This is a genomic window from Pseudomonas inefficax (assembly GCF_032164165.1).
Classification (GTDB): domain Bacteria; phylum Pseudomonadota; class Gammaproteobacteria; order Pseudomonadales; family Pseudomonadaceae; genus Aquipseudomonas; species Aquipseudomonas inefficax.
In genome coordinates this window covers 5,722,762-5,742,591 of record NZ_CP134401.1, presented here as the reverse complement: position 1 = coordinate 5,742,591, position 19,830 = coordinate 5,722,762, and the positions used below count along the sequence as shown (strand labels likewise).

The window sequence follows — 19,830 nt, the reverse complement described above, 5'->3', positions numbered from 1 at the left end:
GCAACATGCTCTGGGCCTGCATCCTGTTCCCTCAGCTGGCGCTGGACACGGTCCTGCGTGAGCGTGACGACCCCGATAGCCCTCTGGTGCTGCTTGCCGGGCCGACCCAGCGACGCGTACTGCAGGCGGTCAACCCGGCGGCGGCCGCGCTCGGCCTGCGGGCCGGGCAAACCCTGACAGCGGCGCGTGCGCTGGCCGATGGCTTCAGCTGCGTCGAAGCCGACCCCAGGCGCATCGACCAGGTGCAACAGTTGCTGGCAGCCTGGGCCTACCGCTTCAGTGCCCAGGTCAGCCTGCACTATCCACGGGCGCTGTTGCTGGAGGTGGGCTCCAGCCTGCAACTGTTCGGCCCCTGGCCGCTGTTCGAGGCACGCCTGCGCCAGGAACTGGCGGAACTGGGCTTGCGCCAACGCATCGTCCTGGCCAGCAACCCGGTGGCGGCGCGCATGCTTGCCAACGCTCACGATGGCCTGGCCGTGAGTGACGCCGATGCCACCCGTGCGGCGCTGCTGGGCATGCCCATCGAGCGTATCGGCCTGCCTGCGCAGGCTGCCGAGGCCTTTGCCCGCATGGGCCTGCGCCAGTTGGGCCAGGTGCTGGCCTTGCCCCGCGACAGCCTGGCCAGGCGCTTTGCGGCCCAGGTGCAGCTGCACCTTGACCAGTTGCTCGGCCTGCGCAACCTGGGGCTGGGCTTCTACCAGCCACCGGACCGGTTCGAGACCCGGCTGGAGCTGAATTTCGATGTCGAATCACACCAGGCCCTGCTGTTCCCGCTGCGGCGCATGCTCAACGACCTTGCCGCGTTCCTCGCCGGGCGTGACTGTGGCGTGCAGCGTTTCTGCCTGTACCTGGAGCACGCCGAAGGGCCGGATACCGTGCTGAAGGTAGGCCTGCTGGCCGCCGAACGCGATGCCGCGATGCTGTTCGAACTGGCGCGCGGGCGCCTGGAGCCGCTGCGCATTGCCGCACCGGTGCGCAACCTGCGGCTGGTTGCCGAGGACCTGCCACCCTTCGTGCCGCAACACCAGGCATTGTTCGACCCGCGTGCGCAACAGGCGCAACCCTGGGAACAATTGCGCGAACGGCTGCGCGCTCGCTTGGGCGATGAGGCGGTCAAGGGCCTGAGCGCGGCAGCCGATCATCGTCCCGAACATGCCTGGCAAGCGGGAGAGCAGGGCGCCCAGGGCAACATGCCGGTCGCCCCAGGCAGCCGCCCTGGCTGGCTGCTGTCGGCCCCTGTGGCACTGGACGAGACCGGCTATCGCGTGCAAGGCCATGCCGAGCGCATCGAATCGGGCTGGTGGGATGGCGGCGATGTGCGCCGCGACTATTACCGCATCGAAACCCGTGACGGCCTGCGCGGCTGGGCCTACCGCGACCTGGGCAAGGCCGGCCCGTTGTGGCTGCAGGGCTGGTTCGCATGAATACCCCGGGTTATGCCGAGCTGCATTGCCTGTCCAACTTCAGCTTCCAGCGCGGCGCGTCGAGCGCCGACGAGCTGTTCCGGCGCGCGCGGGAACAGGGTTACCAGGCTCTGGCGATCACCGACGAATGCACCCTGGCCGGCATCGTCCGTGCCTGGCAGGCGGCAAAGGAACACCAGCTGCGGCTGATCGTGGGCAGTGAAGTGCAGTTGCAGGACGGCCCCAGGCTGGTGCTGCTGGTGCAGGACCTGGCCGGCTACCAGAACCTGTGCGCGCTGATCACCCGGGCCCGGCGGCGGGCGCCGAAGGGCGACTACCAACTGTTTCGCGATGACCTGCAGCAGCACCATCAGGGCCTGCTGGCATTGTGGGTGGCCGATGACAGCGGTGATGCCACTCCCGGGCAATGGCTGCATGGCCTGTTCGGCGAGCGCCTGTGGCTGGCCGTGCACCTGCACCGCGGCAGTGACGATACCTTGCGCCTTGAACGCTTGCGCGGCCTGGCGGCCAGGGTCGGCATCCGCGCCGTGGCCTGTGGTGACGTGCACATGCACGTGCGCGGTCGCCGCGCCTTGCAGGATTGCATGACCGCCATTCGCCAGCACTGCCGGGTGGCCGAGGCCGGGCGCTTCCTGTTTGCCAATGGCGAGCGGCACCTGCGCAGCCAGGCGCAACTGGGCGAACTCTATCCTGCCGACCTGCTGGCCGAGACCCTGGCCATCGCTGCGCGCTGCCAGTTCGAACTGAGCGAATTGAAATATCAGTATCCATGCGAACTGGTGCCCCAGGGGCATACCCCGGCAAGCTGGTTGCGCGAATTGTGCCAGCAGGGTTTGCCGTTGCGCTGGCCAGGCGGGCCGAGCAGCAAGGTGCGGGATGTGCTGGCCAGGGAGCTGGCGCTGATCGAGGAGCTGGGCTACGAAAGCTACTTCCTGACGGTGCATGACATCGTCGCCTTCGCCCGCAGCCAGCGCATTCTGTGCCAGGGGCGGGGGTCGGCTGCCAACTCGGTGGTGTGCTTCGTGCTGGGCATCACCGAGCTCGACCCCATGGAACACCACCTGTTGTTCGAGCGCTTCCTGTCGCGCGAGCGCAACGAGCCGCCGGACATCGACGTGGACTTCGAGCACGACCGGCGCGAGGAGGTGATCCAGTATGTATTCCGTCGCTATGGCCGGCACCGGGCGGCGCTCACGGCGGTGGTCAATACCTACCATGCCGCCGGTGCGGTGCGGGATGTGGCACGGGTGCTGGGGCTGCCCGCCGACCAGGTGGACGCTCTGGCCAAATGCTGTGGCCGCTGGAGCGATCGCATACCCGATGACCAGCGCCTGGCCGAGGCCGGTTTCGAGGCGAGCAGCCCTTCGCTGCGCCGGGTGCTGGTGCTGGCCGGTGAACTGATCGGCTTCCCTCGGCACCTGTCACAGCACCCGGGCGGTTTCGTCATCTCGCAGCAACCCCTGGACGAACTGGTACCGGTGGAGAATGCCGCGATGCCGGAGCGCACGGTGATCCAGTGGGACAAGGACGACCTGGACATGCTCGGCCTGCTCAAGGTCGATGTACTGGCGCTGGGCATGCTCAGCGCCTTGCGCCGTTGCTTCGATCTGCTGCAACGCCACCGTGGTCGTCACCTGACCCTGGCAACCATTCCCGGCGAAGATCGGGCCACCTACGAAATGATCAGCCGTGCCGAGACCATGGGCGTGTTCCAGATCGAGTCCCGCGCGCAAATGGCCATGTTGCCGCGGCTGCAGCCCACAAAGTTCTACGACCTGGTCATCGAGGTGGCCATCGTCCGCCCCGGGCCGATCCAGGGCGACATGGTCCACCCTTACCTGCGCCGGCGGCTGAAGCAGGAGCCGGTGACGTACCCCTCGCCGCAACTGAAGGCAGTGTTCGAGCGCACCTTGGGCGTGCCGCTGTTCCAGGAGCAAGTGATGGAACTGGCAATGGTCGCGGCCGACTACACCCCGGGCGAGGCCGACCAGTTGCGCCGCAGCATGGCCGCCTGGAAGCGCCACGGCGGCCTGGAGCCGCACCGCGAGCGGCTGGTGCAGGGCATGTTGCGCAATGGTTACGACCTGGCGTTTGCCGAGCGCATCTTCGAGCAGATCAAGGGCTTTGGCAGCTATGGCTTTCCGGAATCGCACGCGGCCAGCTTTGCCTTGTTGTGTTATGCCAGCAGCTGGCTCAAGTGCCATGAACCGGCGATTTTCACCTGCGCGCTGGTCAACAGCTGGCCCATGGGCTTCTATAGCCCTGACCAGTTGCTGCAAGAGGCCCGGCGCCAGGGCATCGAGGTCAGGCCGGTCGATGTATGCCACAGTGACTGGGACTGCACGCTCGAGCCTGAGCCTGGAGAGGCCCTGGCCATTCGCATGGGCTTGCGCCTGGTGCGCGGCCTTGCTGAGGCCGACGTCAGGCGCCTGGAGCAGGCGAGGGCGCAGCGGCCATGGCGCGATGTCGAAGACCTGTGCCTGCGTGCCGGGCTCGATCCACGTGCCCGCGCCCACCTGGCCGATGCCGGCGCGCTGCGCGCCTTGGCCAGCGACCGGCACCAGGCGCGCTGGCAGGTGGCGGCGGTGCAGCCGCAACTGCCTTTGTTCGCCGATGTGGATGCTTTGCCGGAAAGCACCGTTGCACTGCCTGTCCCCAGCGTGGCCGAGGACCTGATGGCCGATTACCAGACCCTGGGTACCACGCTTGGGCCGCATCCCTTGACCTTGTTGCGCCCACGCCTGCGGGCGCTGGGCTGTCGCAGTTCGCGCGAGCTGCAGGATGTCGGGCATGGTGACAACATTGCCGTGGCCGGGCTGGTGGTGGGCCGCCAGCGGCCTCAGACCGCCAGTGGGGTGACCTTCGTCACCCTGGAGGACGAGCACGGCATGGTCAATGTAGTGGTGTGGCGGGAGCTTGCCGAACGGCAGCGGCGGGCGCTGGTGGGATCGCAGTTGCTAAAGGTCAGCGGGCGGCTGGAGCAGGAGAAGGGCGTGCGTCATCTGATAGCACGGCGGCTGGAGGATGTGAGCCCGTTGTTGCAAGGGCTGGACGTACGCAGCCGGGATTTCCATTGATCACTGGCACCTCACGCAAAATCCTGGTTTTTGCGCGGGCCCTTGTGGGAGCGGGCAAGCCCGCGAAGCAGCCCACGCGGTGCATGGCACCGGCTTTGCCGGTGTTCGCGGGCACGCCCGCTCCCACAAAAAAGCGATTTCGTGCCAGTCGCTACACCATCGCCAACCGCTGCTTGCGTGTCGGCGCCGGGAACGCCCGGTCGATTGCCCGCAGGTCTTCGCTGGTCAAGGTCAGCGTACCTGCAGCCGCATTCAACCGCACATGCTCGGGCGTCACGGCCTTGGGGATGGCTATCACCCCGTCATCACGGGTCACCCAGGCCAGGCAGACCTGAGCCGCCGTGGCGCCATGGCGCTCGGCGATTTCCGCCAGCACCGGGTGCTGCAGCAGGCGCCCGGCCTGGGCCAGCGGGCAGTAGGCCATGGTCGGCAGCGCGCGCTTTTCGCACCACGGCAACAGGTCGAACTCGATGCCACGCTGGGCCGGGTTGTACAGCACCTGGTTGGTGGCGCAATCGGGGTTGTGCAGTTCGCGCAGGTCGTCGACGTCGAAATTGGAAACACCCCAGCGCTTGATCTTGCCTTGCTCGCGCAAGCGCTCGAAGGCCTCGACGGTTTCCTCCAGTGGGTGCTGGCCACGCCAGTGCAGCAGGTACAGGTCGATGCAGTCGGTGCCCAGGCGAGCGAGGCTGCGCTCGCAGGCCGTCGCCATACCGCGCCGGCTGGCATTGTGCGGGTACACCTTGCTGACCAGGAACACCTGGTCGCGGCGCCCTGCAATGGCCTGGCCGACCACTTGTTCGGCACCACCTTCGCCATACATCTCGGCGGTATCGATCAAGTTCAGGCCAAGCTCGATACCCTGTTGCAGGGCCGCCACCTCGGCCGCCTTGCGGGCCGGATCCTCCCCCATGTACCAGGTGCCCTGGCCAATGGCCGGAACGCTCGAACCTGCCAGTTTCACGTAACGCATGTCACCTCCGGGATGCGGGTATTGGAAAGCAGTACCTCGAGCAGCGCTTGCGCCGCCGTGGAAAGCTTGTGTTCGCTGAGGGCGATCACGCCGATGCGCCGCTCGACCGTGGGCTCGACCAGGGTTACGCAGCGAGCGCCCAGCTCTTGCATCTGGTTGATGCACAGCGCAGGCACGGCACTGACCCCCAAGCCACTGGCAACCATGCGGCCGATGGTCGTCAGCTGGTGGCTTTCGAAAGCCACCGCCAGTTTGCCGTGGCGGGCGGCCACGTTCTGCTCCATCAGCAGGCGCACCGCCGAAGGCCGCTGCAGGGCCACGAAGTCTTCGGCCAGCAACTGGGCCCAGCTGACCTGGGGCAGCCGCGCCAAGGACGAATCGGCGGGCACCACGGCGACGAAGCGGTCCATGTACAACGGGTGGAAATCCAGGCCATCGATGTTGTCCGGTTCGAAGCCGATGCCCAGTTCGACGCGGCGATGGCGCACCAGTTCCTGTACCTGTTCGTTGATCACATCGTGCACCGTGACGTTGACCTTCGGGTAACGCTGGCGAAAGACCTTCAGCGAATGGGGCAGCAGGTTGCCGGCAAAGGCCGGCATGGCAGCCACCGAAACCCGGCCCAGTTGCAGGGTGAAACGCTGGCGCAGCATTTCTTCGGTGTCGTCCCAGTCAGCCAGCAGGCGCCGCGCCAGCGGCAACAGCACCTCGCCCTCGGCAGTCAGGCTGACGCTGCGTGTGGTGCGGCTCAGCAGGGCGCCGCCAAGGTTTTCTTCCAGGGCCTTGATGGTCAGGCTCAGGGCCGGTTGCGAGACATGCAGGTGTTCACCGGCCTGGGCGAAGCTCTGGTACTTGGCCACAGCGACAAAGGCGCGCAGTTGCTTGACGTTCATGACAGGCCTTCTGGTTATTTTGCAAAAGTTATCAATCGATGATGAAAACAAAATTAACAAATCAGTCGCTTGCGGTGAAGATGTCCCCACACGCTCACCGACAGCCTCGTCGGTTCAACAACTACAAAAGGCGGATCAGCATGGCCGGACTGGACAAGCGCGTTGCAACCTATGAACAGGCTCTCGAAGGCCTGACCGACAACATGACGGTACTGGCTGGTGGTTTCGGCCTGTGCGGCATCCCTGAAAACCTTATCAGCGAAATCAAGCGCCGTGGCGTCAAAGGCCTGACCGTGGTCTCCAACAACTGCGGTGTCGATGGCTTTGGCCTGGGCGTGCTGCTCGAAGACCGGCAGATTCGCAAGATGGTCGCTTCCTACGTGGGCGAGAACGCCGAGTTCGAGCGCCAGTTGCTGAGCGGCGAGCTGGAAGTTGAACTGACCCCGCAAGGCACCCTCGCCGAGAAAATGCGCGCCGGTGGCGCCGGCATCCCGGCCTTCTACACGGCCACTGGCTACGGCACCCCGGTTGCCGACGGCAAGGAAGTGCGCGAATTCAACGGCCGCAAGTACATCCTCGAAGAATCCATCACCGGCGACTTCGCCATCGTCAAGGGCTGGAAGGCTGACCACTACGGCAACGTGGTGTACCGCAACACCGCGCAAAACTTCAACCCGCTGGCGGCCACCGCCGGCAAGATCACCGTGGTCGAAGTGGAAGAGATCGTCGAACCTGGCGTGCTGCTGCCCAGCGAGATCCACACCCCGGGCATCTATGTGGACCGCGTCATCGTCGGCACCTTCGAAAAGCGTATCGAAAAGCGCACCGTCAAGGCCTGAGCGCCATCTACCAGAACAACAAAGAGATCCTGACCATGGCACTGACCCGCGAACAGATGGCACAACGCGTTGCCCGTGAACTGAAGGACGGCTACTACGTCAACCTGGGTATCGGCATTCCGACCCTGGTGGCCAACTACGTACCCGCCGACATGGATGTGATGCTGCAATCGGAAAACGGCCTGCTCGGCATGGGCGAATTCCCCACCGAAAGCACCATCGATGCCGACATGATCAACGCCGGCAAGCAGACCGTCACCGCGCGCCGCGGTGCTTCTATCTTCGATTCGGCACAGTCGTTCGCCATGATCCGTGGCGGCCATGTCGACCTGACCGTGCTCGGCGCATTCGAAGTGGATGTGCAAGGCAACATCGCCTCGTGGATGATCCCGGGCAAGCTGGTGAAGGGGATGGGTGGTGCCATGGACCTGGTGGCCGGCGCCGAGAACATCATCGTTACCATGACCCACGCGTCCAAGGACGGCGAGTCCAAGCTGCTGCCACAGTGCAGCCTGCCATTGACCGGCGCTGGCTGCATCCGCAAGGTGCTGACCGACCTGGCCTACCTGGAAATCGAAGACGGCGCCTTCATCCTGCGCGAGACCGCGCCCGGGGTGAGCGTCGAGGAAATCATCGAGAAAACCGCCGGCAAACTGATCGTGCCGGATGATGTGAAGGAAATGACTTTCTAAGGCATTACCACAATCCCTGTGGGAGCGGGTTCACCCGCGAATGCGTCGGTACATTCACCGCCGCATTCGCGGGTAAACCCGCTCCCACAGGGTTTTTGCGTTATCTGGCAGTACTGCTTCCCCCCATAAAACCAATAAAAGGAATTGAACTGTGGCCGCTGAAATCCAAGACAGCCGCTCCGCCCGCTTTGCCTTGCGCTGCTCCAACTGGGCCGAACGCTGGTTCCCCGATTCCTGGGTGTTTGCCGCCCTGGCGGTGCTGCTGGTGTGCATCGGCGCCCTGGCCATGGGCGCCAAGCCGACCGACACCGCCAAGGCCTTTGGCGATGGCTTCTGGAGCCTGATCCCGTTCACCATGCAGATGGCCTTCGTGGTCATCGGTGGCTATGTGGTGGCCAGCTCGCCGCCCGCCGCGCGTCTGATCGACCGCTTGGCGCGCATCCCCGGCAATGGCCGTTCGGCAGTGTGCTGGGTGGCGCTGATCTCGATGCTGGCATCGCTGCTCAACTGGGGCCTGTCGCTGGTGTTCGGCGGCCTGCTGGTGCGGGCCCTGGCTCGGCGCACCGAACTGAAGATGGACTACCGCGCAGCCGGCGCTGCCGCCTACCTGGGCCTGGGCGCGGTGTGGGCGCTGGGCCTGTCTTCATCGGCCGCGCAACTGCAGGCCAACCCGGCGAGCCTGCCACCGTCGATCCTGTCGATTACCGGGGTAATCCCGTTCACCGAAACCATCTTTCTCTGGCAGTCCGGCGTGATGCTGGCGGCATTGGTAGTGGTCTCGCTGGTGATCGCCTACGCCACGGCCCCGGGGCCGAACAGCGCGCGCAGCGCCCAGGACTGCGGGGTAGACCCCAGCTTCACCGCGCCACCGGCACCCCAGCGCACCCGCCCGGGCGAGTGGCTGGAACACAGCCCCATCCTGATCCTGCTGCTGGTGGCCCTGGCCGCCGGCTGGCTGTACCAGGAGTTCGCCACCAAACCGGCGATTACTGCCATTTCCGGGCTGAACACTTACAACCTGTTGTTCATCATGCTCGGTGCCTTGCTGCACTGGCGCCCGCGCAGCTTCCTCGATGCAGTGGCGCGCGCGGTTCCGACCACCACCGGGGTGCTGATCCAGTTCCCGCTGTATGGTTCGATCGCTGCCATTCTCACCCAGGTTAAGGGCGTCGACGAGCAGACCCTGGCCCACCACATTTCACTGTTCTTCACCCAGATCGCCACTCATGACACCTATGCCGTGCTGATGGGCGTGTATTCAGCGGTGCTGGGCTTCTTCATCCCGTCGGGTGGTGGCAAGTGGATCATCGAGGCACCTTACGTGATGCTGGTGGCCAATGACCTGCAATACCACCTGGGCTGGGCCGTGCAGATCTACAACGCCGCCGAAGCCTTGCCGAACCTGATCAACCCGTTCTACATGCTGCCGCTGCTGGGGGTGCTGGGGCTCAAGGCGCGCGACCTGATCGGCTTCTCGTTCGTGCAGTTGCTGGTGCACGTGCCGCTGGTGCTGGTGTTGCTGTGGGCATTGGGTACGACGTTGCAGTACCTGCCACCGGTGATGCCGTAACCCTGGGCCTGCCTGGCTTTTTTTGTAGGAGCGGCCTTGTGTCGCGATAGGGCCGCAAAGCGGCCCCAGGATTTCAGCAATAGTGCACAAATTGCCGGGGCTGCTCTGCAGCCCTATCGCGACACAAGGCCGCTCCTACAAGACTCAGCGCAGCAGCCCCAGCATTTCCTGAGCAGTCCACGTATCATTACCAGGCTGCCTTCGCCTGGGAAACCCGCGTCACATGTCTATCCGATTGAAACTGCTGCGAAAGAAACTGGGGATGACCCTGGAGCTGCTGGCCGACAAGACCGGCATGACCAAGAGTTACCTGTCCAAGGTCGAACGCGGCCTGAATACCCCCTCGATCGCCGCCGCGCTGAAGCTGGCGCGGGCACTGAATGTCAATGTCGAAGAACTGTTCGCCGAAGAGCAGACCGGCAAGAGCCGCTACAGCCTGGTGCGCCATGGCGAGCGCCAGGCCCTGGTGGGGGATGGGGCAGGGCCGGGGTACGCTGCCCTCACCAGCCAGGTCGGGCAGCGCAGCCTGCTGCCGTTCCTGATCCAGCCGCCCACCGAATTCAGCGACCCCACATTCAAGGAACACCTGGGTGAAGAATTCCTGTTCGTCCATGTCGGCCAGGTGGAAGTGGACTTCATGAGCGAGCGGGTGCTGCTGGAGCAAGGTGATGCCTTGCATTTCAATGCCCAGACACCACACCGGCTAAGGTCGGTGGGGCCGCTGCCGGCGCAGTTGCTGGTCGTGGTACACCACGCAGACGAATAAGGCGCCGGGGCGCTGAAGTGCCCCGCAGCCTTGCTTTTCTCAGCGATGAAACTTTGGCGCCACCAAGGCAGCGGGCTATGCTCGACATGTGCGTCGATATTTTGACGATGCTGCCCGATGCTCATTGAATTTTATTATAGTGTCGAATCATTGACGCGATGTCATTGTGTTCATAAGCTCAATTCAACAGTGAAACAACTCCCGAACACCACGCCAACAAATAGTTGATCTTCCTCTTTAAAGGAGGGCGTATGCGCACGGCTCTGATTATCAAGTCGATGACTTTGCTGGCGCTGTTGAGTGGCGCGGCGCGTGCGGCGGATTTGTATATCAATCAGAACAGTATCATCCCTGTTTCAACCGCAGGGTGGTTTTTTGCATTTGCTGTGGTTGGCTTTGTGGCAGTCGCCAACAGGAGAAATATCTAAGTCCGCCAGCCTGGGTTTTTACCCTTGACGCCAGCGGCCCGGGGCCTGGCTTGTCAATTCCCCAGCCGTTGCTATATTGCCAGTAGCCCGTGCAGGTCCACGGTTGCAGGCAGCACAACCCAGGCTGCAAAGCGTCAAGGCAAGGCCTTCGGAAGATCGAGGCCAGCGCGGTTGGCGTATGCCGCGAAGCGGAGCGAGAGTTGGTGTGCTGTTCTCATTCAGTGCTCTTTGTCGGGCCTTTACGGCCGGAGGGACCCTCATGGTGCGTTCAATGTTTGCCGCGTTCTGCATGCTGATGGTGTGGTCTGGTGCCGGTAAGGCCGACCCGAACAGTGCTACCTACCTGCTCAGCCCCGGCGATGTAGTGATGGTTTCGGTGTGGCAGGAAGATAGCCTGCGCCAGGAAGCTACCGTACTTCCCGATGGCAGTATCACTTTCCCCCTGGCCGGGCGCATAGATGTGGCCGGGCTGGATGTAACGGCCGTTGAAAAACAGGTAGCTGCCAAACTCGAGAAGTTTCTCCCCGACCCGAACGTCAGCGTTGTCGTCAAGAGCATCGCCGGCAACCTGGTCTATGTACAAGGCAAAGTGATCAAGCCCGGGCCGGTACAGATGGCAGGCCCCACCGCAGTGCTGCAGGCCCTGAGCATGTCGGGCGGCCTGGACAAGTTTGCCGATGAAAGCGAAATCAAAGTGGTGCGTGGCACCGGCGCTTCCCAAAAAATCCTGCCCGTGCGATATAGAGACCTGGTGTCTGGCCGGGATATGTCCACCAACATCCAACTGCAGGCTGGCGATACGCTGGTCGTTCCTTGATCTTGCCTTTAATAAGAACACTTAATGCCTCTTCTCAGAACAACTAGCATTGCAACGGCAATCTTGGTGTTGCCGTTTGCGGACACAGTCCTGGCAGCAAATTGGCAGTCTACGGTGGTAGTACCGACTTCCGTCGAACATGACAGCAATCCCTTGCTGTTGTCGTCGGGTGAAAAGGGCATAACGCGCACGATCATCGCGCCGGATTACACCCTGATCGGTACCTTCGATCGGGACGAACTGAGGTTGGGGCTGGGCATGAATGTATTGCGCTCGTCCGACACCGCGGTGGTCGACAACCGTGAGGACCCCGACGTAAGCCTGGGCTGGCAGCGCCAGACAGAGCGCGGGCGGTTTGGCCTGCTGGCGCGTTACAACGAAAGTTCGACGTTGTCGGGAACGGTGCTGGATACCGGCGTGGTTACCACCGATGGCACGCAAAAGCTGTATACGCTGACCGGCAACTGGAGCCAGGCGGTTTCCGAACGCAGCACCTTGAGCAACGAAACCACCTACAACCGTGCCCGTTATGACATCAGTACGCTGACGGGTTACGAAGAACTGGGCAACGTGTTCACCTGGACCTACGCCTGGAGCGAGCGGGCTGATCTGTACAGCCGCTTCGGCGCCCGGCGTTATGAGCCCGAGCAGGACCAGACGGCGACGGCGTCCAACAGCTACAGCCCGGCGGTCGGGGTCAAGTACCAGTTCTCCGAACGCCTCAGCGCCGATGCGCATGTGGGGGTTACCGAGGTTTCCGGCGACGAGGGTGGCCGACGCGGGGAGGGTGGAGTTGCGCTGCTGTACACCGGTGCGCGTGCCGACGCCAGCTTCACCGCCGAACGCAGCACTGTGGCCAGCGCCGAGGGCGGCTTCGCCGAGCTGGACCAGGTGCGCGGTGTGTGGAGTTACGCCGTCAGCGAACTGACCCGGGTGGGTACGGACGCTGCCTGGCAAGACAGCAAAGGGCAGACCCCCAACACCCTGCAGACCTACAGCGTGTGGGCCAGCCGCCAGTTTTCGCCGTACTGGGACCTGCGCCTGTCGCTGATGTACAAAGAACGGCAGCAGGATCACGAAGCCGATGCGAACGCTACTATCGTGGGTTTGACGTTGACGTACAGGTACCCCGACATCTGAACTTCAGGCAGGTGGCCCCATGAAGTCCGACTACGAGCTCTCCCTCAGAGATTACATCGCCATAATCAAGGACCGGGCCCTGTTATTGGGGGTGAGCATCGTAGTCATCCTGGCCGCGACCGTCGCAGTCGCAGTGATGGTGCCGCCGATCTACCAGTCGACCGGTACCATCCTGGTGGAGTCGCAGCAGATTTCCCCCGAACTGGTATCGACCAACAACACCAGCTTTGCCGATGAACGCATCGAAGTGATTCGCCAGCGGGTGATGACCCGCGAGAACCTGCTGCGCATCATCGACAAGTACAACCTGTTCCCCGACAAGCGTTTCAGCGATAGTGACAAGATCGACCACATGCGCAGTGCCGTCGTGGTCGAGACCCTCACCACCTATGTACGCGGGCGCGGCGAGGCGACCGTGGCGTTCAATGTGTCCTTCGAGCACAAGCAGCCAGAGGTGGCCAAGGAAGTCGCCGACGAGTTGGTGACGCTGTTCCTCAACGAGAACCTCAAGCAGCGTACCGAGCGGGCCAATGAAACCACCGAGTTCCTCACCCAGGAGGCGAACAAACTGGGGGCGGAGCTTGCCAGCCTGGAAAACCAGCTGGCGGATTTCAAGCAGGCCCACGCCAATGCCTTGCCCGAGCACCAGACCCTGCGCATGAACATGCTGTCACGCTCGGAGCTGGAGTTCCGCGAGGTTGACCGTGACTACAAGGCCGCCCAGGAAGAATTGCGTTACCTTGAGCTGGAACTGTCCGCGGCCAGTGCCGGGCTGGCCACCAAGGTCGGCGAAGGGCCCAGGGCGGCCAGTGCCGACCAGCCCCAGGACCTGCCCAGCTTGAAGGCCGAGTATGCCCGGCTGCTGAGCCGCTACAAGGAAGCCCACCCTGATGTGGTGGCGGTCAAGCGCAGGATTCAGGCGCTCGAAGCCAGTGGCAACCGCACGGCGGCGGCTTCCACGGTCGGCCTCGATGTCGCTCGCGTGCGCGCCAAGATGAGCGCGACGCAGGAGCGCATCGCTTCGCTGGCCGAGCAGAAGCGCGAGTTGACCCGCAAGATGGAAGGCTACGAGGCCGAGATCCTCGAGGCGCCGCAGGTCGAGCGTGGCCTGGTGACCTTGATGCGTGACCACGACAACGCGCGCAAGAAGTACGAGGAAATCCGCGCCAAGGAAATGGGCGCGAAGATTACCGAGAGCCTGGAGCAGGAGAACAAGGCCGAGCGCTTCGTACTGCTGGAGCCACCGCTGATGCCCGAGAAACCGATCAAGCCCAACCGCAAGAAAATCGCGGCGCTGGGCCTGGTGCTGGCACCGGCAGGTGGCGGTGCGCTGGTGATGCTGATGGAAATGTTCAACCAGCGCATTCGCGGCGTCGGTGCCCTAGAAAACCTGCTGGGCAGGCGGGTGCTGGTGGCGCTGCCATACATCGATACCAAGGCCGATGTGGCCAGGCGCAAGCGTTGGCGCAACTGGCTGATCCTGGCGGCACTGGCGCTGGCGGCTATCATGGTGGTGCTGGTGCACGTGTTCTACATGCCACTGGATGTGCTGTTGTTCAAAGTCATGTCTCGGTTTGCATAGGTAAGCAGTGATGGACAGGACCACGTCGGCTGTTGGCAATAATCTTCACCAGGTTACCCCGGGTACCCCGCAGGCCTTGTCACCCGCCCCAGGTACGGCGCTGGCGGAAGTGCCTGGCCAGTTCGATTACGTGAACACCAAGGTGGTGCCGCTACGCGCGGAGCACCTGGAGCGTCACCGTATCGTCGCCTACAACAAGAACTCCAACATGAACGGGCCGATCGACCTGCTGCGCACGCAAGTGCTCAGGACCATGGACGAGAATGGCTGGCGAACCTTGGCCATTACCTCGCCAACCCCTGAAGCGGGCAAGACGGTGCTGTCGATCAACCTGGCCATGAGCATCGCCCACCACACCACCAAGACCGCGTTGCTGGTGGACTTCGACCTGCGTCGGCCCAAGGTCGGCAGCAGCCTGGGCCTGCCAATGGACCAGGCGTTGAACGAGTTTCTGACGGACAAGGCCGAGCTGCAGGACTGCCTGGTCAACCCGACCTTGCCTCGGTTCGTGGTGCTGCCCACGCGGGTACCGGTGCCGTTGTCTACCGAAATGCTGTCGTCGCCCAAAGTGAACAACCTGATAAGCGAACTGCGCAACCGCTACGAGTCGCGCATCTGCATATTCGATTTGCCGCCGTTGCTCAGTTCTGACGATGCGATCACTGTGATACCCAAGTTCGACTGTGTGCTGCTGGTGGTGGCCAACGGTATGAACAACAGGAAGGAAATTGAGGATTGCCTTCATCACCTGGCAAGGGTGAACCTGGTGGGGACGGTATTGAACAAGGCTGATGAGCAACCCCGGACCTATTATTGAGGCTCTTTTGGGGCTGATGGGCACCCTGTGGGAGCGGGCATGCCCGCGAAGCAGGCGACACGGTGGCTGGCACCGGCTACGCCGGTGTTCGCGGGCGCGCCCGCTCCCACAGGTATTGCGCATTCTTTCGGCGGGAGGGGTTCCCTGTGGGAGCGGGTTCACCCGCGAAGCAGGCGACGCGTTGGTTGGCACCGGCTACGCACAATTGCCTGAGCAAGAAAGCGGATGCAAGCAGGGCTGTGGATGCGTACAGTAGGTTGATCGCAACCTGGCAGGAGCCTGCTTATGTCCAGCGCATTCACTTTCATGCAGTCGCCCGTCGGCACCTTGACCCTGGTGGCACGTGGCGAATGCCTGGCCGCCGTACTCTGGGAAGAGGAGCGGGAAAACCGTGTGCGCCTTGGCGCCCTGCACCGTGATGACCAGTGCCCGGTACTGCGGGAAGCCGCCAGCCAGCTCGGCGAGTACTTTGCTGGCAAACGCCAGTGCTTCGACCTGGCGCTGGATTTTGCCGGCACCGAGTTCCAGCGTCAGGTGTGGGCCGCGCTGTTGGCGATACCGTTCGGTGAAACCCGCAGCTACAGCGACATTGCCCGGCAGATCGGCAACCCCAGTGCAGTGCGTGCGGTAGGCGCCGCCAATGGCCGCAACCCGATCTCGATCATCGCCCCGTGTCATCGGGTGATCGGTGCTTCGGGCAGCCTGACCGGCTTTGCCGGCGGCCTGGCGGCAAAGCAGTACCTGCTGGCGCTGGAGGGCCGGCAAAGCCTGGCACTGGACCTGTAAGCGTCAACAGAACCAGCTGGCAGCCAGGCAGACCAGCACGGCCAACGCCGAGCCAGCCAGCAGGGCGTACTGCCGATGGGCCCGGCGTGCATGGGGCCTCACTGTGCGCAGGTATTCGCCGGGTGTCGGCGCATCAGGCCGGTGGCGCAATCCCTCGGCCACATCGGCCAGTTGCCCCTGGATGAGCAGCCCCGTCAGGTAGTAGGTACAGGCATAGCTCAGCAACGCCAGAAACAGATAGATCATGCCGGCTGCAGGGCCAACGGCACCGCCATGGCAGTGCCGTTGGCGGTATCCAGCACGATCAGCCCTTCGCTGTGGTCGTCCAGGCTGGCGAGCAAGCGCCCCTGGCTGTCCCAGGCCGCCGAACCTCCGGCGCCGATGAAGGTGTCAGCCGGCCCCACGCAGTTGGCCAGCAACACCATCATGCCCAGCTCACGAGCCACCTCGGAGTAGTGCTGGTAACCCTCACGGATGCCCTTGGCGGTTTTCGCCACGCTGATCAAGTACAGGTCGGCGCCATGTCCCCGCGCGGCTGCGGCATGGGCCATGAACATCGATTCGTAGCAGATCGCAGGCGCTACCCGGTGCGCACCCACCTGCAGCAGCAAGGCTTGATCGCCTGGGGTGAACCAGGGCAGTTCATCATCATGCAGGCGCTGCTTGGCATAGGCCTGGCGCGGTGCCCCGGGGCTGAGAATTGGCATGCCGATACGGATGCCGTCAGGTGTCGGCAGTGGCAGGCCCACGGCGACAGTGATACCAAGCCGGTCGCAGGCTGCCTGCAGCGGGTCCAGCCGCGCCGCACCGACTGGCAGGGCGGCCTGGCGCGCGAGGGTTGGCTCATAGCCGGTCAGCGACAGTTCGGGAAACACTACCAGTTCGGCGCCAAGGGCTGCGGCCTGTTCGATGCAGGCCAGGTGGCGTTCGAGGTTGGCTTGCACATCGCCCTTGAGCGATGCCAGTTGCACGGCACACGACTTCATGAATGACCCTTCCCTGGTACAGGTTGAAGGGCCGAGCATACTACCGGCACCATCGCCTGTTCCAGTGAAGGGATATTCAGGAAGCCGAGTGGACGGCGAAGCGCTGGCGGAACCAGTCGTCGAGCATGGCCTTTTCGGCATACAACCGGTCGCTGCTGCTCGTGACCCGGCCCGGGCGGCTGAGATACATCTTGTCGCTGACCCGCTCCTGCGCCTGCTGGTCGGGTTTGCCCGGTTGGCTGAGGGTGTAGCTGAGGTCGATGGTCGGCCAGGTGATTTCACGCATGAAACGCACATCGTAGGCCTGGCCGTGCCAGGGCTCGAAACGCCCGGCCAGGTCGATGTCGCGGATATCGATGACCAGTTGCTGGCCGGGTTGCAGGTAGCGTTGGCCAAGCTTCTGCAGGTACTGGGTCAGGGTTTTCATCACATAGGCATCGGCCCCACGCTCGTACCCGTGGCTGTCGAGGCTGGCATCGCGGAATTTTTCCGGATGGTCGAAACGTACCTCGACCTGCGCGGCCGGGGTACCTTGTGCCATGCTGTCCAGTGACAGCGCCATGAGCACGGCACACACTAGGGTGGTACGCATGATGCACCTCCGGGGCAGATTGCGCATGCCTCCATTTTACCCTTGGCATGGCGCTACGGCAGAGGAAGATTGTAATGGCACGGTTTCGGCGTCTGATTGCCAACCTGCGGGGGCGTGACCTTGCGGTTGGCGATATCCATGGTCATTTCCAGCGCCTGCAGCAATGCCTGGATGCGGTGGGGTTCGATCCGGCCGTGGACCGGCTGTTCAGCGTGGGTGACCTGGTCGACCGTGGCCCAGACAGCGAGGCGGCGCTGGAATGGCTGGCGCAGCCCTGGTTCCATGCCGTGCAAGGTAACCACGAGGCCCTGGCAATCACCCGCGTTCGCGGCGGGCGGCTCGACCTGGAAATGTATCGCGCCGCTGGCGGCGGCTGGTTTCTGGACCTGCCGCGGGCCCGGCAGTTGGGTTTCGTGGAGCGCTTCGAGCAACTGCCGATTGCGATAGAAGTTGAAAGTGCGGCGGGCCTGGTAGGCCTGCTGCATGCCGACAGCCCGTATGCCGATTGGACGGTGCTGAGGACTTGGCTGGAGCTGGATGACGACCCCAAGGTACGGGAAGTATGCCAATGGTCACGGCGGCGGCTGAAGGTAGGCGATACCCAGCCCGTGCAGGGGCTGCGTGCCTTGTTGGTGGGCCACACGCCGGTACTGGAGGCCAAGCTGCTGGGCAACGTCTGGCACCTGGACACCGGGGGCTGGGCCAGTGGCCATTTCACCTTGATGGACATGCGGACCCTGCAACTGGTCAGCCCCAGGCCAGATGAAACAACAGTGCCACAGCCAATAGCACCAGCATGACCCCGGAGGCCCGCTCCAGCCTCGGCAGGCAGCGGGCGAAGCGCCGCAGCACCAGCGGGTTGCCGATGGCTATCGCAACCAGCAGGTCCCATAGCAGCACGATGCCGAACATCCACAGGGCACAGGTTGCTTTCCAGGCAACGCTGGCAGTGGCCACCATGCTGACCAGGCTGGCATAGAACAGCGCATTCTTGGGATTGAGAATGCCGGACAGGAACCCCATGCCCAATCCCCGCCACCACCCTTGAACTGTTTGCTTGCCAGCGACTGCGCCCAAGCTGGTTTGCCCGGCATGGCGCAGGAACAGGGTGCCGATGTACAGCAGGTAGCCGGCGCCGGCCAGTTGCAGGATGGTGAACAGCAGACTGCCTTCCTGCAGTACTGAGAGGCCGGTGAAAGCCATGGCGATGAACACGCCATTGGCCAGGGCGATACCCAGGCAGGCACCGCTCGCGATGCGCCAGCCGGCGTTGACCGAGGTGCGTGCGACCAGGAAGAAGTCCGGGCCGGGAGAGAGCAGGGCAAGGAAGTGGGCGAGGGCGATGATCAGGAATTGTTGCATTGGGTGAGGTTGCTCTGGCGTAAAGCCTGACTCTGCCCCTCGGCGCTCATGCCGTATTGAACAATATTGCAGGCCCCTGTAGGAGCGGCCTTGTGTCGCGATGGGGCGCGAAGCGGCCCCAGGTTTTCAGCTCCGCAGCACAGATTGCCGGGGCTGCTGCGCAGCCCTTTCGCGACACAAGGCCGCTCCTACAGAGGCCGCGCAGGCCTTCAATCTCCCCGATACTGCCCCGGCGTCACCCCCACGTGGGCCTTGAACACCCGCTGGAAATGGCTTTGGTCGGCAAACCCGAGCTTATAGGCCACCTCCGCCAGGGCCTGCCCTTCCCCCAGCAACTGGCGCCCACGGTTGACCCGGGCATTGAGCAGGTAGGCATGCGGCGTAAACCCGGTGGCCGCGCGAAATGCGCGAATCAACTGGTAGCGCCCAAGCCCGGCCTGCCGGGCCAGTACCGCCAGGCTCAACTGCGCCGGATCCTGCTCTTCGATGAGCGCGATCAGCCCACTCAGCTCGCTCGCCCCCAGGGCCGGTGCCGGCGCCAGCGGCGCGAGCCTGGCGCAGTCCAGGTCACCCAGAAAGGCAATCAGCGCCGCATCCTTCTCACCATGGCTGGCGTTGGAGAACAGCAGACTGTTCAGTTCGCAGAACAGCCGGTACACCTCCGGCACCTGGCAGATGCGTGCCGGCTCGCCGGGCCCGGCACCCTCCAGCCCGGACTCCAGGTGCAGCTGTGCCAGCCAGTCGGCATTCACATGCAACATCTGGTAGCTCCACGCTTGCCCGGGCTCGGGGTTGCAGGCATGTACCCGGCGGGCCGGGACCAGTACCAGCGAGCCGGGTGTCAAGCGTTGCTGGCCGTTGCCGGCACCGGTGAAATGACTGTGGCCGGCGTCCACCACACCGATTGAAAACGTCGGGTGGCTGTGGGCCTTGTAGCAGGCGCGGCTATGGCAGGCGCGGCGGCTTTCGACATGCGGCAGGGCCGGGTCGCGCCACAGCGCGGCATGGGAACGGGGCATCACAGGGTCCTCGATATGCCCGGCAGCTTATCAGGCGCCGCGCAACCATACAGTTTTTTCCGCTGGC

Annotated in this window: 20 protein-coding genes; 13 read left to right on the top strand and 7 right to left on the bottom strand. The window is 63.8% G+C overall.

The genetic code is table 11. The annotated features are described in order from the left end of the window. Window positions 1-5 precede the first annotated feature (5 nt). Together RIN61_RS25880 and RIN61_RS25875 are read left to right on the top strand one after the other, a co-directional pair. On the top strand, window positions 6-1,424 hold the full coding sequence (locus tag RIN61_RS25880) for a Y-family DNA polymerase (protein ID WP_215521359.1): 1,419 nt from the start codon (window positions 6-8) through the stop codon (window positions 1,422-1,424). After that, window positions 1,421-4,501: an error-prone DNA polymerase gene (locus tag RIN61_RS25875; protein ID WP_313854966.1), complete on the top strand. Its 3,081-nt coding sequence runs from the start codon at window positions 1,421-1,423 to the stop codon at window positions 4,499-4,501. Before RIN61_RS25880 ends, RIN61_RS25875 begins: the two co-directional genes overlap by 4 nt. A 151-nt stretch (window positions 4,502-4,652) precedes the next feature. Here the strand turns inward: RIN61_RS25875 and RIN61_RS25870 are convergent, their stop codons facing one another. After that, a complete protein-coding gene (locus tag RIN61_RS25870; RefSeq protein ID WP_313854964.1) occupies window positions 4,653-5,474 on the bottom strand; it encodes an aldo/keto reductase in 822 nt (273 codons plus the stop codon). After that, on the bottom strand, window positions 5,462-6,367 hold the full coding sequence (locus RIN61_RS25865) for a LysR family transcriptional regulator (protein WP_207877869.1): 906 nt from the start codon (window positions 6,365-6,367) through the stop codon (window positions 5,462-5,464). Before RIN61_RS25865 ends, RIN61_RS25870 begins: the two co-directional genes overlap by 13 nt. 140 nt (window positions 6,368-6,507) lie before the next feature. Here RIN61_RS25865 and RIN61_RS25860 point away from each other — a divergent pair, with 140 nt between their 5' ends. The 10 genes from RIN61_RS25860 to RIN61_RS25815 all read left to right on the top strand — a co-directional run bounded on the left by RIN61_RS25860 (window position 6,508) and on the right by RIN61_RS25815 (window position 15,804). Further along, window positions 6,508-7,206 (top strand): CoA transferase subunit A, encoded by a 699-nt coding sequence (locus RIN61_RS25860; RefSeq protein ID WP_015270421.1) that lies wholly within the window; start codon window positions 6,508-6,510, stop codon window positions 7,204-7,206. Window positions 7,207-7,241: 35 nt separating this feature from the next. After that, window positions 7,242-7,898, top strand: coding sequence for a CoA transferase subunit B (locus RIN61_RS25855; RefSeq protein WP_112253377.1), 657 nt, complete (start codon window positions 7,242-7,244; stop codon window positions 7,896-7,898). A gap of 151 nt (window positions 7,899-8,049) precedes the next feature. Beyond that, window positions 8,050-9,468: a short-chain fatty acid transporter gene (locus tag RIN61_RS25850; RefSeq protein WP_013972720.1), complete on the top strand. Its 1,419-nt coding sequence runs from the start codon at window positions 8,050-8,052 to the stop codon at window positions 9,466-9,468. Between the two features lie 223 nt (window positions 9,469-9,691). Further along, window positions 9,692-10,234, top strand: a complete 543-nt coding sequence (locus RIN61_RS25845; protein ID WP_112253379.1) for a helix-turn-helix domain-containing protein — start codon at window positions 9,692-9,694, stop codon at window positions 10,232-10,234. A gap of 251 nt (window positions 10,235-10,485) precedes the next feature. After that, the gene (gene eppA, locus RIN61_RS25840; protein ID WP_181457381.1) at window positions 10,486-10,662 is read left to right on the top strand and encodes an EPS-associated small membrane protein EppA; all 177 of its coding nucleotides are present in this window, start codon (window positions 10,486-10,488) and stop codon (window positions 10,660-10,662) included. A gap of 259 nt (window positions 10,663-10,921) precedes the next feature. Next, complete coding sequence (locus RIN61_RS25835; protein ID WP_112253380.1) at window positions 10,922-11,479, top strand: polysaccharide biosynthesis/export family protein; 558 nt, start codon at window positions 10,922-10,924, stop codon at window positions 11,477-11,479. 24 nt (window positions 11,480-11,503) lie between these two features. Continuing rightward, window positions 11,504-12,619, top strand: coding sequence for a hypothetical protein (locus RIN61_RS25830; protein WP_112253381.1), 1,116 nt, complete (start codon window positions 11,504-11,506; stop codon window positions 12,617-12,619). Between the two features lie 19 nt (window positions 12,620-12,638). After that, a complete protein-coding gene (locus RIN61_RS25825) occupies window positions 12,639-14,201 on the top strand; it encodes a GumC family protein (protein ID WP_207877865.1) in 1,563 nt (520 codons plus the stop codon). 10 nt (window positions 14,202-14,211) lie between these two features. After that, the gene (locus RIN61_RS25820) at window positions 14,212-15,018 is read left to right on the top strand and encodes a CpsD/CapB family tyrosine-protein kinase (RefSeq protein ID WP_112253383.1); all 807 of its coding nucleotides are present in this window, start codon (window positions 14,212-14,214) and stop codon (window positions 15,016-15,018) included. A 285-nt stretch (window positions 15,019-15,303) separates the two neighbouring features. Further along, on the top strand, window positions 15,304-15,804 hold the full coding sequence (locus RIN61_RS25815; RefSeq protein ID WP_112253384.1) for a methylated-DNA--[protein]-cysteine S-methyltransferase: 501 nt from the start codon (window positions 15,304-15,306) through the stop codon (window positions 15,802-15,804). 3 nt (window positions 15,805-15,807) lie between these two features. Here RIN61_RS25815 and RIN61_RS25810 read toward each other — a convergent pair whose 3' ends face one another. The 3 genes from RIN61_RS25810 to RIN61_RS25800 all read right to left on the bottom strand — a co-directional run bounded on the left by RIN61_RS25810 (window position 15,808) and on the right by RIN61_RS25800 (window position 17,382). Beyond that, window positions 15,808-16,050: a hypothetical protein gene (locus RIN61_RS25810; RefSeq protein WP_112253385.1), complete on the bottom strand. Its 243-nt coding sequence runs from the start codon at window positions 16,048-16,050 to the stop codon at window positions 15,808-15,810. Next, entirely contained in the window at window positions 16,047-16,790 is a 744-nt protein-coding gene (locus RIN61_RS25805) for a carbon-nitrogen hydrolase family protein (protein ID WP_112253386.1), read from the bottom strand. Before RIN61_RS25805 ends, RIN61_RS25810 begins: the two co-directional genes overlap by 4 nt. Before the next feature lie 76 nt (window positions 16,791-16,866). Next, a complete protein-coding gene (locus tag RIN61_RS25800) occupies window positions 16,867-17,382 on the bottom strand; it encodes a DUF3016 domain-containing protein (protein WP_112253387.1) in 516 nt (171 codons plus the stop codon). A 74-nt stretch (window positions 17,383-17,456) separates the two neighbouring features. On the opposite strand from RIN61_RS25800, the gene RIN61_RS25795 reads away from it, so the two are divergent. Continuing rightward, window positions 17,457-18,182 carry a metallophosphoesterase gene (locus tag RIN61_RS25795; protein WP_112253388.1) on the top strand — a complete coding sequence of 242 codons (726 nt, stop codon included), beginning with the start codon at window positions 17,457-17,459 and terminating at the stop codon, window positions 18,180-18,182. Here RIN61_RS25795 and RIN61_RS25790 read toward each other — a convergent pair. Further along, entirely contained in the window at window positions 18,130-18,744 is a 615-nt protein-coding gene (locus RIN61_RS25790; RefSeq protein ID WP_207877863.1) for a LysE family translocator, read from the bottom strand. The two genes, RIN61_RS25795 and RIN61_RS25790, sit on opposite strands and share 53 nt — an antisense overlap. A 209-nt stretch (window positions 18,745-18,953) precedes the next feature. After that, window positions 18,954-19,763 (bottom strand): helix-turn-helix transcriptional regulator, encoded by an 810-nt coding sequence (locus RIN61_RS25785; protein ID WP_112253390.1) that lies wholly within the window; start codon window positions 19,761-19,763, stop codon window positions 18,954-18,956. Between the last annotated feature and the right edge of the window lie 67 nt (window positions 19,764-19,830).